The sequence below is a fragment of the Rugamonas brunnea genome, assembly GCF_014042345.1.
Classification (GTDB): domain Bacteria; phylum Pseudomonadota; class Gammaproteobacteria; order Burkholderiales; family Burkholderiaceae_D; genus Rugamonas; species Rugamonas brunnea.
Map to the genome: position 1 here is coordinate 1 of NZ_JACEZT010000010.1, position 17,694 is coordinate 17,694.

14 protein-coding genes are annotated in these 17,694 nt (G+C 66.5%); 11 read left to right on the plus strand and 3 right to left on the minus strand.

All coding sequences use genetic code 11. The annotated features are described in order from the left end of the window. Positions 1-180: 180 nt before the first annotated feature. The gene (gene aroC / locus H3H37_RS15545) at positions 181-1,287 is read right to left on the minus strand and encodes a chorismate synthase (RefSeq protein WP_182164085.1); all 1,107 of its coding nucleotides are present in this window, start codon (positions 1,285-1,287) and stop codon (positions 181-183) included. A 253-nt stretch (positions 1,288-1,540) separates the two neighbouring features. Here aroC and H3H37_RS15550 point away from each other — a divergent pair, with 253 nt between their 5' ends. Continuing rightward, positions 1,541-3,802 (plus strand): EAL domain-containing response regulator, encoded by a 2,262-nt coding sequence (locus H3H37_RS15550; RefSeq protein ID WP_182164087.1) that lies wholly within the window; start codon positions 1,541-1,543, stop codon positions 3,800-3,802. 109 nt (positions 3,803-3,911) lie between these two features. Here H3H37_RS15550 and H3H37_RS15555 read toward each other — a convergent pair whose 3' ends face one another. Beyond that, positions 3,912-4,358, minus strand: coding sequence for a CBS domain-containing protein (locus H3H37_RS15555; RefSeq protein WP_182164089.1), 447 nt, complete (start codon positions 4,356-4,358; stop codon positions 3,912-3,914). 196 nt (positions 4,359-4,554) lie between these two features. Between H3H37_RS15555 and H3H37_RS15560 the strand changes: the two genes are divergently transcribed. Continuing rightward, positions 4,555-5,865: an O-acetylhomoserine aminocarboxypropyltransferase gene (locus tag H3H37_RS15560; RefSeq protein ID WP_182164091.1), complete on the plus strand. Its 1,311-nt coding sequence runs from the start codon at positions 4,555-4,557 to the stop codon at positions 5,863-5,865. 1 nt (position 5,866) lies between these two features. After that, the gene (locus H3H37_RS15565) at positions 5,867-6,670 is read left to right on the plus strand and encodes an alpha/beta fold hydrolase (protein ID WP_182164093.1); all 804 of its coding nucleotides are present in this window, start codon (positions 5,867-5,869) and stop codon (positions 6,668-6,670) included. Positions 6,671-6,721: 51 nt separating this feature from the next. On the opposite strand, the gene H3H37_RS15570 is transcribed toward H3H37_RS15565, so the two are convergent. Then, positions 6,722-8,059: a YihY family inner membrane protein gene (locus tag H3H37_RS15570; RefSeq protein WP_229218868.1), complete on the minus strand. Its 1,338-nt coding sequence runs from the start codon at positions 8,057-8,059 to the stop codon at positions 6,722-6,724. 88 nt (positions 8,060-8,147) lie between these two features. Here H3H37_RS15570 and wrbA point away from each other — a divergent pair, with 88 nt between their 5' ends. Genes wrbA through H3H37_RS15610 form a run of 8 tightly spaced genes read left to right on the plus strand, consistent with a single transcriptional unit; the run spans position 8,148 to position 17,675 of the window. Continuing rightward, positions 8,148-8,756, plus strand: a complete 609-nt coding sequence (gene wrbA, locus H3H37_RS15575; protein WP_182164097.1) for an NAD(P)H:quinone oxidoreductase — start codon at positions 8,148-8,150, stop codon at positions 8,754-8,756. Then, positions 8,753-9,160, plus strand: coding sequence for a DUF2069 domain-containing protein (locus tag H3H37_RS15580; RefSeq protein ID WP_375540005.1), 408 nt, complete (start codon positions 8,753-8,755; stop codon positions 9,158-9,160). The genes wrbA and H3H37_RS15580 overlap by 4 nt, the downstream gene beginning before the upstream one ends. Further along, entirely contained in the window at positions 9,157-10,584 is a 1,428-nt protein-coding gene (locus H3H37_RS15585) for an FAD-binding oxidoreductase (RefSeq protein ID WP_182164099.1), read from the plus strand. Before H3H37_RS15580 ends, H3H37_RS15585 begins: the two co-directional genes overlap by 4 nt. Next, entirely contained in the window at positions 10,581-11,030 is a 450-nt protein-coding gene (locus tag H3H37_RS15590) for a DUF4124 domain-containing protein (protein WP_182164101.1), read from the plus strand. The genes H3H37_RS15585 and H3H37_RS15590 overlap by 4 nt, the downstream gene beginning before the upstream one ends. Then, positions 11,015-13,615, plus strand: coding sequence for an ABC transporter permease (locus H3H37_RS15595; RefSeq protein ID WP_182164103.1), 2,601 nt, complete (start codon positions 11,015-11,017; stop codon positions 13,613-13,615). Before H3H37_RS15590 ends, H3H37_RS15595 begins: the two co-directional genes overlap by 16 nt. A gap of 2 nt (positions 13,616-13,617) precedes the next feature. Then, positions 13,618-14,709, plus strand: coding sequence for a lipocalin-like domain-containing protein (locus tag H3H37_RS15600; protein WP_375540006.1), 1,092 nt, complete (start codon positions 13,618-13,620; stop codon positions 14,707-14,709). Positions 14,710-14,738: 29 nt separating this feature from the next. Further along, the gene (locus H3H37_RS15605; protein ID WP_182164443.1) at positions 14,739-16,577 is read left to right on the plus strand and encodes an ABC transporter transmembrane domain-containing protein; all 1,839 of its coding nucleotides are present in this window, start codon (positions 14,739-14,741) and stop codon (positions 16,575-16,577) included. A 12-nt stretch (positions 16,578-16,589) separates the two neighbouring features. Further along, the gene (locus H3H37_RS15610) at positions 16,590-17,675 is read left to right on the plus strand and encodes a threonine aldolase family protein (protein ID WP_182164105.1); all 1,086 of its coding nucleotides are present in this window, start codon (positions 16,590-16,592) and stop codon (positions 17,673-17,675) included. Positions 17,676-17,694: the final 19 nt, after the last annotated feature.

The following is a 17,694-nucleotide window of genomic DNA, read 5'->3' on the forward strand; positions in this document are numbered from 1 at the left end:
TTTGCCAAGGTCGATACCGATCAACGTTACGCTGTCCATGATGGCGCCCTCCAGAAATGAAAACACCCTATAAGATTAGGACTTATAGGGTGAGGGTGACCATCTCATTAACCGGGGTCAGGTCATGCCTTCACGCAAAAGTGCGCGCTGGCATGACCTGACCCCGGTTTTGGTGGCGGCTTAGCGCGCGATCAGTGCGATGTCGGGCGTGGCAACGTGCACGTCGCCGCACTGGGCGCGGTGCATCAGGGCGTGGTCCATCAGCACCAGGGCCAGCATGGCTTCGGCGATCGGCGTGGCGCGGATGCCCACGCAGGGATCGTGACGGCCGAAGGTTTCCACCATCACGGGATTGCCTTCTTTGTCGATCGAACGGCGCGGCGTGCGGATCGACGAGGTGGGCTTGATGGCGATCGAGACGGTGATGTCCTGGCCGGTCGAGATGCCACCCAGCACGCCGCCGGCGTTGTTGCCGATGAAGCCTTCGGGCGTCAGCTCGTCGCCATGCTCGGAACCTTTCTGCGCCACGGAACCGAAACCTGCGCCGATTTCCACGCCCTTGACGGCGTTGATGCCCATCATGGCGTAGGCGATGTCGGCGTCCAGCTTGTCGTAGATGGGCTGGCCCAGGCCGACCGGCACGTTCTGGGCGATCACGTCGATGCGCGCGCCGATCGAGTCGCCGGCCTTGCGCAGCTCATCCATGGCCGCTTCCATGCGCGCGATCAGGTCGGCGTCGCCGCTGGCGGCGAAGAACGGGTTGTTGGCCACGTGCTCCCAGCCCTGGAACGGCACGGCGATGTCGCCGAGCTGGCTCATGCAGCCCTTGAACACGGTGCCGTATTGCTGGTGCAGCCACTTCTTGGCGATGGCGGCCGCGCCCACCACGGGCGCCGTCAGCCGGGCCGACGAGCGGCCGCCGCCGCGCGGGTCGCGCACGCCGTACTTGTGCCAGTAGGTGTAATCGGCGTGGCCGGGACGGAAGCTTTCCGCGATGTTGCCGTAGTCCTTGCTGCGCTGGTCCTCGTTGCGGATCAGCAGCGCGATCGGGGTGCCGGTGGTCACGCCCTGGTATACGCCCGACAGGATTTCCACCGTGTCCGACTCCTGGCGCTGGGTCACATGGCGCGACGTGCCGGGCTTGCGGCGATCCAGTTCGGGCTGGATGTCAGCCTCGGTCAGGGGCAGCCCCGGCGGGCAGCCATCGATCACGCAACCGATCGCGGGACCGTGCGATTCGCCAAAAGTGCTTACGGAAAACAATTTGCCAAAGGTATTGCCGGACATAGATATCGTCTTGGTGGAAGGTAGGAAGCGGTCATTTTACCAGTCCGCAGGCTCCGGCGTGGCCACCGGGCAGCTTTTTGACAACATGGTACGTATTAGTACAAATGCCACGCCCAGGTTTTTTGTCGCCATTTCGACAAAACTTGCACATTGACACCTTATGCCGCTTGGAAACTGCCGAAAACGTCGTTCTCTGGAACAATTCGCTATATACTTAATCCGAGAACACCAAGATATCCTGGAGATGCGACACATGCCCCCATCGATCACCCCCCTTGAGCAATCCAAGGACGATCACGACGATCTGGTATTCTTAGAAGAGCACCCGACGGCGGTGGAGACGACGGGCGTGCGCAGCGTGTGGCGGGTCATGATCATCGACGATGACGAGGACGTCCACTCGACCACCACCTTTGCCCTGGGCAACCTGGACATGCAGCACCGCCCGCTGGAATTCGTGCATGCCTATTCGGCCAGCCAGGCGCGCGAAATGCTCCAGCATGAACAGGAAATCGCCGTCATCCTGCTCGACGTGGTGATGGAACAGGACGATGCCGGCCTGCACCTGGTGCGCTACATCCGCGAGACCTTGAAACTGGCCGACGTGCGCATCATCCTGCGCACCGGCCAACCCGGCTACGCGCCCGAGATCGACGCCATCCGCGATTTCGACATCAACGATTACAAGACCAAGTCCGAGCTGACCCGCATCAAGCTGTACACGACGGTGACGGCCGCCATCCGCTCCTACGAGCAGATCCGCAAGATCAACGACAGCCGGCGTGGCCTGAACCAGATCGTGCTGGCCAGCACCGAACTGATGACGCTGCACGGCGTGCACAATTTCGCCGCCGGCGTGCTGCACCAGTCGGCCTCGCTGATGGGGCAGCAGGCCAGCGGCGCGCTGTGCGTGCGCGAGTGCCCCGAGGACGGCTGCGACGAATGGCGGGTGATGGCCACGGCCGGCGCCTATTGCCACCTGGAGGGCTTGCAGCTGACGGCCAAGGCCGACGCACGCATGTACGCGGCGATGGAACAGTCGCTGACGGAACGCCGCAACCTGTACGGCCCCGACTACATCACGCTGTATTTCGCCGGCAAGGCCAGCCGCGACTTCGTCGCCTTCCTCGACATGCAGCGCACCATGACGGACATCGACGAGCGCTTGCTGGAGGTCTTCTGCAGCAACGTGGCCGTGGGCCTGGACAATGTGGAACTGGTCTCGCACCTGCACAACGCGGCCTTCTACGACCAGCTCTCCAAGCTGCCCAACCGCACGCGCCTGATCGAAATCCTGGACGAGATGCTGGCCAGCCCGGCCCGCGAGACGGCCACCCTGTCGCTGGTGGACCTCGACCACTTCGCCGAGACCAACGACGCGCTGGGCCACCAGTTCGGCGACACGCTGCTGGTGACCGTGGCCCAGCGCCTGCAGTCGCGTTTAGGCGAACAATTGACCGTGGCGCGCATCGGCGGCGACATCTTCTGCGTGCTGGGCGACTCGACCCAGGTCAACCCGGCCAGCATCCTGGCCCTGTTCCAGACCCCGTTCAACATCGACGGCCAGGACGTGCGCCTGTCGGCCACGCTGGGCCTGGTGCGCCTGAACGAACATGACGGCAGCGGCGCCGACGCCCTCAAGGATGCCGACATCGCCCTCAAGCGCGCCAAGCTGCAGCAGCGCGCCGGCCACTTCTACTTCTCGCGCAGCATGGGCGTGGAGATCCGCGAGCGCGTGCGCATGATGCACGCGCTGCGCACGGCCTTCGGCCAGGACCAGTTGTTCGTCGTGTACCAGCCGCAGATCGACCTGGTCACGCGCCGGCCGATGGGCGCCGAGGCACTGCTGCGCTGGCAAACGCCGGACGGCAAGTTCATTTCGCCGGACCGCTTCATCCCCATCGCCGAATATTCGGGCCTGATCATCGACCTGGGCGAATGGGTGATGCGCACCGCCATGCGCGAACTGGTGGCGCTGCGCGCGGCCGGCCACGACAACTTCATGATGTCGATTAACGTATCACAGGTGCAGTTCCGCCACCCCTACTTCCTGGAGATGCTTCGCTCGGCGCTGGAAGACACCAAGGCGCCGCCCGAATTCGTGGAGCTGGAAATCACGGAATCGATGGCCATGGAGGAGCCCGACCTGCTGATCAAGATGCTGGGCCAGATCAAGCAGACCGGCGTCAGCATCGCCATCGACGATTTCGGCACCGGCTTCTCGTCGCTCTCCTACTTGCAGCGGCTGCAGATCGACCGGCTCAAGATCGACCGCGCCTTCGTCACCGAGATCACCGGTTCGGCGCGCGGCAGCAGCATCGCCGAGATGGTGATCCAGCTGGGCCGCAACCTGGGCCTGGCCGTGATCGCGGAAGGCGTGGAGGACGAGCGCCAGGCCATGATCCTGCAAACGCTGGGCTGCCCGCTGGCCCAGGGCTTCCTGTTCGCGCGCCCGATGACGGCGCCCGTGCTGGCCAGCTGGCTCAACGACGACGCGCTGCAAGGCGCCGCCTGAACGGCGCACCGCCCCGCGCGAACGGCGCAGCGGGCACGGCCGAAAAAAAACGCTATCAGACGATAGCGTTTTTTTTATGGGGCACGTCGGGCGCGTTGAGCGCCGGTGCTTATTCCGTGGTCTCAGCCGGCCAGTCGCGGATGTAGGCCTTGAGCATGCGGTTCTCGAAGCTCTGCGCTTCGAGCACGGCGCGCGCCACGTCGTAGAACGAGATCACGCCCAGCAGCGTCTTGGCATTCATCACGGGCAGGTAGCGCGCGTGCTTTTCCAGCATGATGCGGCGCACTTCGTTCACTTCCGTGTCCGGCGTGACGGTGATCGGGTGGTCGTCCATGTGCTTGCGCACGGTACCGCCGCCGACGGCGCCATCGTTGCTGTGCACGGCCTTGAGCACTTCGCGGAAGGTCAGCATGCCGACCAGATCGCCAAACTCCATCACCACCAGCGAGCCGATGTCTTTTTCAGCCATGGTGTTGGCCGCTTCCACCAGTGGCTGGTCGGGGGAAATGGTGTAAAGAATATTGCCTTTAACCTGGAGAATTTCGGAAACTTTCATTTTGGGCCGTCCTATCCGCTTTGTGATGGGCTATATGAATGAGATTTCTACTTGTCGTAGCCTTATAGCGAATGTAGCCTAAGCCCGCCAAAAAATCCAGCGTTGCGGATAATCAAATCGCAACATTGTTTGCCACTGTTGCTACTGCACGTTTCAGGGTAGGATGCCCAGCATTCCAACCACCAGCTGAGACAACATGAGCGGCCCACACTACCCTGGCTTCGATACATTGTCATTGCACGCCGGCACGTCACCCGACCCGGCCACCGGCGCCCGCGCCACCCCGATCTACTTCACCACCGCCTTCGCGTTCCAGGACGCCGACCACGCGGCCTCGCTGTTCAACATGGAGCGGGCCGGCCACGTCTATTCACGCATCAGCAACCCCACCAACGCCGTGCTGGAAGAACGCATCGCCGCGCTGGAAGGCGGCGTGGCCGGCATCGCCACGGCCAGCGGCCAGGCCGCCATGCACCTGGGACTGACCACCATCGCCGGCGCCGGCTCGCACATCGTGGCCTCGCGCGCGCTGTACGGCGGCTCGCACAACCTGCTGGCCTACACGCTCAAGCGCTTCGGCATCGAGACCACCTTCGTCGATCCGCGCGACATCGACGCCTGGCGCGCCGCGATTCGCCCTAACACCAAGCTGCTGTTCGCGGAAACGCTGGGTAATCCCGGCCTCGATGTGCTCAACGTGCCGCAGGTGGCCGCGCTGGCGCATGACCACCACCTGCCGCTGATGGTCGATTCCACCTTCACCACGCCCTATCTGCTGCGCCCGTGCGAGCATGGCGCCGACCTCGTGTTCCACTCGGCCACCAAATTCCTGTGCGGCCACGGCACCGCCATGGGCGGGCTGCTGGTGGACGGCGGCACCTTCGACTGGCAGGCCGCGCATGACAAGACCGGCCGCTACGCGGAGCTGTGCGAACCGTACGACGGCTTCCACGGCATGGTGTTCACGGAAGAATCGACCGTGGGCGCATTCGCGCTGCGCGCGCGCCGCGAAGGGCTGCGCGACTTCGGCGCCATCATGAGTCCGCACAACGCGTTCGCCATCCTGCAGGGCGTGGAAACGCTGGGCCTGCGCATGGACCGGCACGTGGCCAACACCCGCAAGGTGGTGGAATTCCTGCTCGCCAATCCGGCGGTGGAAGCGGTGTCCTATCCCGAACTGCCCAGCCATCCCGACTACGAACTGGCCAAGACCCTGCTGCCCAAAGGCTGCGGCGCCGTGCTGTCGTTCACCATCAAGGGCGACCGCGCGGCCGGCAAGCGCTTCGTGGAAAGCCTGCAGCTGTTCTCGCACCTGGCCAACGTGGGCGATGCGAAATCCCTGGTCATCCATCCCGCCTCGACCACGCACTTCCGCGTGCCGACCGATCAACTGACCGCTTCCGGCATCACGGAAAGCACCCTGCGCCTGTCCGTCGGCCTGGAGGATGCGGACGACCTGATCGAAGACCTGGCCCGCGGCCTCAAATCGTCCCAGAAAGGAGCCTGACATGCTGCTCAACGTGGAAGGCGTGGACGCCTATTGCTACACCGGCGGCAAGCCGTTCGATGCCAGCCTGCCCACCGTGGTGTTCATCCATGGCGCCCAGAACGACCATAGCGTGTGGGCGTTGCAGACCCGCTTTTTCGCCCACCATGGCTACGGGGTGCTGGCGGTGGACTTGCCCGGCCACGGCCGCAGCCAGGGCGCGGCCAAGGCCAGCGTGGAAGCGCTGGCCGACTGGCTGCTGGCCGTGCTGGACGCGGCCGGCGTACGGCAGGCGGCGCTGTTCGGGCACAGCATGGGATCGCTGATCGCGCTGGAAGCGGCGTTCCGGGCGCCGGACCGCGTCACGCACCTGGGCATGATCGGCTCGACCTATCCGATGAAGGTGTCGGACGCGCTGCTGGAGACGGCGCGCACGGACGAAGCGGCGGCCATCGACATGGTCAACATCTGGTCGCACTCGTCGGCCACGCGCAAGCCGTCCAGCGCGGGTCCGGGCACTTCCGTGATGGATGGCGCGCGCCGGCTGATGCAGCGCATCTCGGCCATCAACCCCGCGCTGGTGTTCCATACGGATTTCTCGGCCTGTAACAGCTACGCCAACGGCGAAGCGGCCGCGCAATCGGTGCGCTGCCCTACCCTGTTCCTGTTCGGCCGCAAGGACATGATGACGCCAGCGCGCTCCACCAAGCTGCTGACCTCCACCATCGCCCACGGCAAGGTGGTACAAGTCGACAGCGGCCACTCGCTGATGAGCGAACAGCCGGACGCGGTGCGCGAGGCGCTGTACGGCTTCGTCAGCCGCTAGCGCCTGATTCCGTCCGGCGCTGCGCTGTTCTGTACTGCGCCGGTCGGGAGGCTAGCCAAACTGCTCGGCCAGCGTGCGTCCCAATCCCTGCTCGACGGCGCTTTCCACCGCGCGCGCCAGCGAGGCCGAGTCGCGCGCGGCCCGCACGTCGCGTTCGTCTTCCTCGGCCACCACGCCGGCGTTGACGCGCATGCCGCCGAATACGAACAGGCGGTAGACGTCGGCCAGCGTCAGGCGGTCCACATTGGCCAGCAACACCCAGTGATCATCACTGTCGCTGACCCGTTTGCCCCACTGGACCCGGCGCGGCGCTTCCGTCTGCACCCGGCCCACCCACCCTTCGGCCGCCATCTTCTCCAGCAGCTGGTCCATTTCATCGAAACCGAGCCGGGTGGCGCGGCGGATGGCGCTCGCGTTCACCAGCGCCGTGTCGCTGCCCTGGCGCGCCGCGTACAGCACCTTCAGGATGGCCATCGCGTCCACGAATTCGCCGCCGGGCACGGCCTCGTGCCACCAGCGCTCATATTTGACCACCGGCAGCGCCGCCACCAGCAGCGCACCGACCAGCGTGATCAGCCACGACACGTACACCCACAGCAGGAACAAGGGCAAGGCCGCCAGCGCGCCGTAAATCTTCGAATAGCTGGGCGAGTGTGTGATGAACACCGCGAAGCCGCGCTTGGCCACCTCGAACGCGAGGCCGGCCACCAGGCCACCCCAGGCGGCGTCGCGCCAGTCCACCTCGCGGTTAGGCACGATCACATACAGCAACGTGAAACTGGCCGTCGTCAGCGCGATCGACAGGACGGTGTAGATCAGCGCGCCCAGCACGGGAATGCCGCCCACCAGGTCGTTGGTGGCCATGAAGAAGTGCGACGACAGCGTCAGCGAACCGCCGATCAGCAACGGCCCCAGCGTGATCAGGGCCCAGTAGACGAGGATGCGCTTGGTCCAGCCCCGGTCGCGCCGCACCTGCCAGATACGGTTGAACACCTGCTCGATGGTGTTCATCATGGCCACCGACGTCACCACCAGCGCCACCGCGCCCACCGCCGACAGCCGCGTGGCCTTGGCCGCGAAGCCGGTCAGGTAGCCCATGATGGTGTTGGCGATCGCCTTCGGCATCACGCTTTGGATAAAATACGCATCCAGCGAATTGCGGAAGGTATTGAACATCGGGAAGGTGGTGAAGATGGCCAGCGCGATCGTCAGCAGCGGCACCAGCGCGAACACGGACGTGAACGTGAGGCTGCCGGCCACCTGGGTCAGGCTCTCCTCGCGCAGGCGGCGGCGGGCGAACTGCAGCAGGTCGAGGCTTTCCTGCCACGACAAGGATCGGACGGCCTCCGCACCGCCAGCGTAGCGCTGTTTCAGGAATTGCCAGAACATGGGGACGAATTTTAAAAACATGGAATCAGTAATCAGGATGCAAGAGTAGCACTCATGCCACTCGCCAAAGCGCCATATAATACCTCCCATGAACCAAACCAATCTGATTATTCTCGTATTGTTCTATTCACGTCATGGCGCCACCAGAAAATTGGCGGAGCTGATCGCACAAGGAATCGAGAGCGTGCCAGGCTGCGACGCGCGGTTGCGCACGGTGCCGGCCGTCTCCACGGTGACGGTGGCGACGGCGCCGGACGTCCCATCCGAAGGCGCACCCTACGTGGAACTGGAGGACTTGCAGGAATGCGCCGGGCTGGCCCTCGGTTCGCCCACACGCTTTGGCAACATGGCCTCGGCCATGAAGTATTTTTGGGATGGCACCTCGGCCGAGTGGCTGTCCGGCACCCTGGCGGGCAAACCGGCTTGCGTGTTCACCTCCACCGGCAGCCTGCATGGCGGCCAGGAATCGACGCTGCTGTCGATGATGATCCCCTTGTTCCACCACGGGATGATGGTGCTGGGCCTGCCCTACACCCACCCCGAACTGATGACCACCGCCAGCGGCGGCACCCCGTATGGCGCAAGCCACTGGGCGGGACTCGATGGCAAACTGGCCATCACGGACGATGAAAAGCGGCTGGCCATCGCGCTGGGCCGGCGCCTGGCCGAGACGGCCGTCAAACTGCGGGGACAATGATGGTCAACGACAAGCTGCATCGCTATTTCCACCGCGGCGCCATCGCCAGCCTGATCCTGCTCATCATCTGGTGCGTGCTGTGGGAGATGGTGCTGGCGCCGCTGCATCCGGGCGGCTCGTGGGTGGTACTCAAGGCAGTGCCGTTGCTGATTCCGCTGTATGGCGTGTTCAGGCGCGACATCTACACGCTGCAATGGTCGTCCATGATGATCCTGCTGTACTTCACGGAAGGCGTGGTGCGCGGCTACAGCGACAAGGGCAGCGTGTCGGCCTGGCTGGGCTGGGGCGAGGCGGCCATCGTCTGCGTCTACTTCGTATGCGCGGTCATGTACCTGCGCCCCTACAAAAAGGCAGCCAAGCGCATGGCCAAGGAACTGCTGGACAAAGTGAACCGCGCAAAATGACCGTCTCCGCCAACTCCCTGCAGGACTTCCTGGCCCATTGCCGCAGCGTGGTGGGCGACGATTTTGTCGTTTGCGACGATGCCGGTATGGCGCCCTACCTCACCGACTGGCGCGGCCGCTTCACCGGCAAGGCCGCCGCGGTGCTGCGGCCGGCCACGGTCGAACAGGTGCGTCTGCTGGTGACGGCTTGCGCGCAATGGCGCGTGCCGATGGTGCCGCAAGGCGGGCGCACGGGCCTGGTGCTGGGCAGCGTGCCCGATGCCAGCGGCGATGCCGTGGTGCTGTCGCTGGCGCGCTTGAACCGCATCCGCGCCATCGATCCCGTCAACCGCACCATCACCGTCGACGCGGGCTGCATCCTGCAGCAGGTGCAGGAAGCGGCGGCGGCCGAGGGCTGCCTGTTCCCGCTGTCGCTGGCGGCCGAAGGTAGTTGCAGCATCGGCGGCAACCTGTCCACCAACGCGGGCGGTACGGCCGTGCTGCGCTACGGGAACACGCGCGAACTGTGCCTGGGGCTGGAAGTGGTGACGCCGCAGGGCAAGTTGTGGGACGGCTTGCGCGGCCTGCGCAAGGACAACACCGGCTACGATCTGCGCGACCTGTACATCGGCGCCGAAGGCACGCTGGGCGTGATCACGGGCGCGGTGCTCAAGCTGTATCCGCAACCGAAAGCCTGCATCACGGCGCTGGCGGCCCTGCCCACGCCGGACCATGCGCTGCGTTTGCTGACCTTGATGCAGGACCGCTGTGGCGCCAGCCTGACGGGTTTCGAGCTGATGTCCGCATTCTGCCTGGCACTGGTGGCCCAGCATTTCCCGCAGCTGCCCCGGCCTTTCACGGCGCCGCACGGCCAGCACGTATTACTTGAGTTATCAAGTAATGAATCCGAAGCGCATGCCGTCGCGCTGCTGGAGGACGCGATCGGCGCGGCGCTGGAACAAGGCATCATCGACGATGCCGTGGTGGCCAGCTCGATCGCGCAATCGGCCGGATTATGGCAATTGCGCGAGCACATTCCGCTGGCGCAAGCGGCCGCCGGCAAGAACATCAAACACGATATTTCGCTGCCCGTGTCGCGCATCGCAGAGTTCATCACGGTCACGGAACCCCAGCTGCAACAGGCTTTCCCGGGCTGCCAGCTGGTGTGCTTCGGCCACCTGGGCGACGGCAACCTCCATTTCAACGTGGCGCCGCCGGACGGCATCGGCCACGATGCATTCCTGGCCAACCAGGACGCAGTGAACCGCGTGGTGCACGACAGCGTGGTCGCTTTTGGCGGTTCCATCTCGGCCGAACATGGCATCGGCGCGCTCAAACGCGACGACCTGGCCCACTACAAGAGCGCCGTGGAACTGGACCTGATGCGGGCCATCAAGTCCGCGCTGGACCCCATGGGCATCATGAACCCGGGGAAAATACTGTGACGGCATGGGCGCGCTCGTGGCTCGCCGCTGCCCTGCTGTGGGCCGCCAGCGCCGGCGCGCAGCCGGTCTACAAATGCACGTCGGCCGACGGCAAGATCAGCTACGGCGCGGCGCCATGCGCGGACGGACGCGGCGCCGTGCTGGCCACCCCGGCCGCACCATCGCCGGATGCTGCGGCCACGTCGGCCGCCGAACTGGCCGAAGACAAACGCCAGGCGGATACGCTGCAAAAGGCAAGGCTGAAACGCGAGCAGGCCGATGAACGCGCCCAGGCCCGCGCTGACCGCGCCGCCGAAGCCAGACGCCTGAAATGCGGCCGCCTCCAGCTGCATCGCCAGTGGGCCGACGATGCAGCGCGTAACGCCAGCGGCAAGGCCGCCGCCAATGCGCAACTGCGGGCCCGGCACGCGGCCGACAAACTGGCACTCGAATGTCCGCAATCCTAGCCGCGCCCAATCGCCGCAGCGTGGCCGCCGGCCTGCGCCGGCTGTCGCGCTGGCTGCTGCTGGGCGAATGGCGCGCCCACCCGCTGCGCACCATCACAGCCATCGCCGCCATCGCCGTCGGCATCGCGCTCGGTTTCGCCATCCACCTGATCAACGCCGCCGCGTTCAACGAATTCTCATCCGCCATCAAGGGTTTGTCCGGCGTGGCCGACGTGCAGGTGCGCGGCACGGAAGCGTTTTTTGACGAAACGGTTTATCCCGATCTGGCGACCCGTGAAGGCGTGGCCGTGGCCTCGCCCGTGCTGGAATTCGATGCTTCGCTGCCCGGCCAGCGCAACGCGCTCAAGCTGATCGGCGTGGACGCCATGCGCGCCGCGTTCGTGACGCCCGACCTGATGGGCGTGCCGGCGGACGATCAGCCTTACGACGCGTTGGCCGACGACGCCGTGTTCCTGTCCCCGGCTGCGCAGTCATGGCTCAAGCTGGCGCGCGGCGGCACGCTCCCGCTGCAAAGCGGCACCGAGACGGTCAAGCTACGCGTGGCAGGTTCGCTGCTGCACGCGCGCGCCGGCCAGCGGCTCGGCGTGATGGACATCGGCGCGGCCCAGTGGCGCTTCAACAAACTGGGGCTACTGTCGCGCGTCGACCTCAAACTGCGCGACGGCGTCGACCGCGGGGCGTTCAAGACCCAACTGGCGCAGGCGCTGGAGCGCCGCTATCCGGGCCGCTTCCGCGTGGCCCTGCCCAACGATGAGGACCAGAACAGCCGCAACGAGGGCGTGAGCCGTGCCTACCGGGTCAATCTCACCGTACTGGCGCTGGTGGCGTTGTTCACCGGCGCCTTCCTCGTGTTCTCCACCCAGGCCTTGTCCGTGATCCGCCGGCGCAGCCAGTTCGCGCTGCTGCGGGTGCTGGGGATGGACCGCCACCGCCTTCTGCGCCAGATCCTGCTGGAAGGCCTCTGCCTGGGTGTGGCCGGATCGGCCATCGGCATCGCGGCCGGCTATGGCATCGCGGCCGCCATGCTGCGCTTCTTCGGCGCTGATCTGGGCGCGGGCTTATTCGCGGGCGTGCAGCCATCCGTGCAATTCACGCCGGTGGCGGCGCTGGTCTATTTTTCGCTGGGCGTGGGCGTGGCCTTGCTCGGCTGCGCCGCACCGGCGCTGGAGGCGGCCCGCGCCCGCCCGGCCGTCGCCCTCAAATCGGGCACGGAGGAAGCCACCATCGCGCGCCTGGCCACTACCTGGCCCGCCGTCGCCTGCCTGGCGCTTGCCGCGCTGCTCAGCCGCGCGCCGCCCGTGTTCGAACTGCCGATCTTCGGCTACCTGGCCGTGGCGCTGATGCTGATCGGGACCATCGCCCTCATGCCCCGGCTGGCCGCCATCGTGTTCCGCGCCGCGCACGCGCGCTGGAGCGCGGCCACCGCGCACCGTCCCGACCCGTCGCCCGTGCTGTCGCTGACGCTGGCGCGGCTGGCCAACGCCTCCGGCCAGGCCGGCATCGCGCTGGGCGGGGTGCTGTCGAGCTTCAGCCTGATGGTGGCCATGGCCATCATGGTGGCCAGCTTCCGTGTCTCGCTGGACGACTGGTTGCAGCACCTGCTGCCGGCCGACCTGTATGTGCGCTCGGCCAGCGGCGGCGTCACGGCCGGCTTGCGGCCGCCGGAACAGGCCGCGCTGGCCGCGCTGCCCGGTGTGCAGAAGGCCGACTTCCTGCGCGTGCGCGCGCTGTCGCTGGCGGCCGACCGGCCCAACGTGGCATTGATGGCGCGCTATATCGACGCGGCCAACCCCGGCCGCCTGCTGCCGCTGGTCGGATCGTCCCTGCCCGCCCCGGCCGGCGTGCCGCCCGTGTGGATCTCGGAAGCGATGGTCGACCTGTACGGCATGGCGCCCGGCCAGCGCATCGCCTTGCCGCTGGCCGGACAAAGCCACGCCTTCTTCGTGGCCGGCGTGTGGCGCGACTACGCCCGCCCCACTGGTTCTATCCAGATGCGTTTGTCCGACTACCGCGCCCTCACCGGCGACATGGAAGTGAGCGACGCGGCGCTATGGCTGCAACCGGGCACCAGTGCCGCGCAGACCATCGACCGGCTCAAGCGGCTACCGTTCGGCGCGCGGCTGGACTTCGGCCAGCCATCGGACATCCGCGCCATGAGCATGCAGGTGTTCGACCGCAGTTTCGCCATCACCTATCTGCTGGAAGCGATCGCCATCGTGATCGGCCTGTTCGGCGTAGCGGCCACGTTCTCGGCGCAGACGCTGGCCCGCGCACGCGAATTCGGCATGCTGCGCCACGTGGGGGTCACCCGGCGCCAGGTGCTGGCCATCCTCGCCATCGAGGGCGGGTCACTCACGGGACTGGGCATCGTCACCGGCTTCGTGCTGGGCTGGTTCATCAGCCTGATCCTCGTTTTCGTCATCAACCCGCAATCGTTCCACTGGACCATGCAACTGCACCTGCCCTGGGGCCTGCTGGCCGTGGTGGCCAGCCTGCTGCTGGGCGCCGCCGCGCTGACGGCGCTGCTGGCCGGACGCCAGGCCCTGTCCGGCGGGCCGATACGGGCAGTCAGGGAGGACTGGTAACGATGAAGCGCCTGGCATTCAACCTCGCCCTGGGCTTGGCGGCCACGCTGTGCGCGCCGGCCATGGCCGCGCCACCGCAACCACCACAATACACGGCTGTCACCCCGTTGGCCGCGCCGCTGCCCTTCCCGGCCAGCTTCGGCGCCCATCCCGACTACAAAACGGAGTGGTGGTACGTGACCGGCTGGCTCACAGGGCCGGACGGCAAGCCGCTCGGCTACCAGGTCACGTTCTTCCGCAGCGCCACGCCGCATGACCGGGCCAATCCCAGCCGCTTCGCGCCCAAGCAGATGATCATCGGCCACGCCGCCTTGTCCGATCCGGCCAACGGCAGGCTGCTGCACGACCAGCGCAGCGCGCGCGAGGGCTTCGGCCTGGCCTATGCGAAAGTGGGCGACACCGACGTCAAGCTCGACGCCTGGCGCATGGTGCGCGACGCCGATGGCAGCTACCGCATCAGCGTGGACACGGCCAGCTTCGCGCTGGCGCTGCGGCTGGCCCCCACCCAGCCACTGTTGTTGCAAGGCGACGCCGGCTATTCGCGCAAGGGGCCGCAACCTGCCCAGGCCAGCTATTACTACAGCGCGCCGCAACTGGCCACCAGCGGCACCGTCACCCGCCAGGGCAAGGTGCAAACCGTGTCAGGCCGCAGCTGGTTCGACCATGAATGGTCGTCCCAGGTGCTCGATCCGGCCGCCACGGGCTGGGACTGGGTGGGCGCCAACCTGGACGACGGCGGCGCCCTGATGGCTTTCCAGATCCGCAGCGCCACAGGTGGTAAACTATGGGCGCACGCGACATGGCGCGATGCATCCGGTAAGATCACGCAATATTCGCCGGACCAGGTCAGTTTTACCCCGCAGCGGCGGTGGCGTTCGCCCCGCACCAATGCCGAGTATCCCGTCGCCACCCTGCTCACCACGGGCCGCACCGCATGGCGCATCGTGCCGTTGCAGGACGACCAGGAGCTCGATTCGCGACGCTCGACCGGCGCCGTGTACTGGGAGGGTGCCGTCACGATCAGTCGCGACGGCGTGCCGGCGGGCCGGGCCTACCTGGAACTGACCGGGTATGCAGGCGCCATGAAACTATGAATACGATGACTAACAATACTGCCAACACGATGACAAATAGCACCACCGCCAGCACACCGTCCGCCGCAGCTCCCACCGAATCGCGCCAACTGAAGAAGGGTAGCCTGGCCGCCTTCAAGGGCCTGATGCCGTTCCTGCGTCCGTATCGCCGCCAGTTCGCGATGGCCGGGATCGCGCTGGTGGTGGCCGCCGCCTCCACGCTGGCCATCCCGGCCGCCTTCAAGCAGATGATCGACCTGGGCTTCGGCGGCGCCGCCGGCGGCAAGAGCATCCAGCACGTGGACCTGGTGTTCCTGGCGCTGTTCGCCGTCGCCACCGTGCTGGCGCTGGCCACGGCGGCCCGTTTCTACACGGTGTCCTGGCTCGGCGAGCGCGTCACGGCCGACATCCGCAGCGCCGTGTACCGGCACGTGGTCACGCAAAGCCCGGAGTTCTTCGAAACGACCCAGACCGGCGAAGTCCTGTCTCGCATCACCACCGACACCACACTGATCCAGGCCGTGGTCGGCACCAGCATCTCCATGGCACTGCGCAACGTGCTGCTGTTCCTGGGCGGGCTGGTGATGCTGTTCGTCACCAGCGTCAAGCTGTCGTCCATCATCATCGGCTTGCTGGTGCTGACGGTGCTGCCGATCGTGATGTTCGGCCGCCGCGTGCGCAAGCTGTCGCGCGACTCGCAGGACCGCATCGCCGACGCCTCGGCCATGGCCGGCGAGATCCTGAACGCCATGCCCACCGTGCAAGCGTTCACGCATGAGAAAGTGGAATCGGAGCGTTTCGGCGCGTCCGTCGAAGGCGCTTTCCTGACCGCCATGCGCCGCATCCGCGCGCGTGCGCTGCTGACCATGATCGCCATCGTGCTGGTGTTCGGCACCATCGTGTTCGTGCTGTGGCTGGGCGCGCACGCCGTGATCGAAGGCACCATGACGGGCGGCGACCTGGGCCAGTTCATCCTGTATGCCTCCATCGTGGCCGGCTCCATCGGCGCCCTGTCGGAAGTGATGGGCGAGGCCCAGCGCGCCGCCGGCGCCACGGAACGCCTGCTGGAGCTGATGTCGGCCAAGTCGCGCATCGAATCGCCATCGCAGCCGCTGGCGCTGCCGCCGCGCGCGGCCAACGGCGCCGCGCTGGCGCTGCAGGATGTGACGTTCAGCTACCCGTCGCGCCCCGACACCATGGCGCTGGAACACCTGTCGCTCGACATCAAGCCCGGTGAGACGGTGGCCGTGGTCGGCCCGTCCGGCGCCGGCAAAACCACCCTGTTCCAGTTGTTCCTGCGCTTCTACGATCCGCAGCAAGGCGCGATCAAGCTCGATGGCGTGGACATCACCCGCCTCGACCTGCACACGCTGCGCGACGCCATCGGCATTGTGCCGCAGGATACCGTGATCTTCTCGGCCGACGCGATGGAGAACATCCGCTACGGCCGCGCCGGCGCCACCGACGCGGAAGTCATCCAGGCCGCCAAGCTGGCCGCCGCCCACGAATTCATCGAGCGCCTGCCGCAGGGCTACCAGTCCTTCCTGGGCGAGCGCGGTGTGCGCCTGTCCGGCGGCCAGCGCCAGCGCATCGCCATCGCCCGCGCGCTGCTGAAGAACCCACCGCTGCTGCTGCTGGACGAAGCGACCAGCGCGCTGGACGCGGAATCGGAACGCCTGGTGCAATCGGCGCTGGAAGCGGCCATGGTAGGCCGCACCACCGTCATCATCGCGCACCGCCTGGCCACCGTGCAGCGGGCCGACCGCATCATCGTCATGGAAGACGGCAAGATCGTCGAAACCGGCACCCACGCTTCGCTGGTGGCGCTGGGCGGCGTGTACGCCAACCTGGCGGCGCTGCAGTTCCACAACGTCCACGTCGTACACTGACCGGACGCTGCCGTGACCGACGCCGAACTGCGCCAGCAATGCCACACGGTCCTGCCGGGCCACCGGCAACCCACGCCGGCCGAGACCTTCGCCGCCATGGCGGCATGGTGCGAAGCGAACGGCGTGGCGCACGATACCTATGGCGAAGGCGCCCTGCTGCAGCAGTTCGAAGCGAAAGTGGCGGACCTGCTGGGCAAGGAGGCGGCCGTGTTCTGCCTCACGGGCACCATGGCGCAAGCCACGGCGCTGCGGCTGGCCTGCGACGACCGGGGCAGCCGGCTGGTAGCGCTGCACCCAACCGCCCACAACCTGCGCCATGAACGCGGCAATCATCAGCTGTTCGAGCATTTCCATGCACTGCAGATCGGCGACCAACACCGTCCGTGGACGCTGGAAGAACTGCAAGCCATCCCCGACCGGCTGGGCGCGGCCTCGCTGGAACTGCCGGCCCGCGAGATCGGCGGGCAGTGCCCCGCCTGGGAAGAACTGGAGGCCATCAAGCGCCACTGCGCCGCCCAGGACATCCACCTGCACATGGATGGCGCGCGGCTGTGGGAAACGGCTGCCGCCTACGGCCGGCCAGTGGCGGACATCGCCGCCGGCTTCGACAGCGTCTACGTCTCGCTGTACAAGGGCATAGGCGGCCTCGGTGGCGCCATGCTGGCCGGCAGCCATGCCTTTGTGGCCCGGGCGGCCGAGTGGTATCGCCGCCAGGGCGGCAACATCGTGCACCGTTCGCCCTATGTGGTGGCGGCAGCCATGCAGTTCGATGCCCGGCTGGCGGCCATGCCGGACTACTTCCGCCGCACGCAGTGGCTGTATGAAGCCTTGCGCGCGCATCCCCGCATGATGGTCAATCCGGGCCGTCCGCAGGCGAACATGCTGCATCTGCACCTGCCCGTGAGCCGCGAACGCGCCATGGACATCCGCAACGAGATCGCGGCGCGGCACGGCGTATGGCTGTTCAACCGCGCCATGCACGGCGCGCTGCCCGAGCACAGCGTGGTGGAATGGTATGTGGGCGACAACCTGCTGGCACTGCCCGACGCGCGCGTGCGCGAGATTCTGGCCCTGTGGGCCTCCGCCCTGACGAATTAATCCGGCGGCCGGTTTCCCC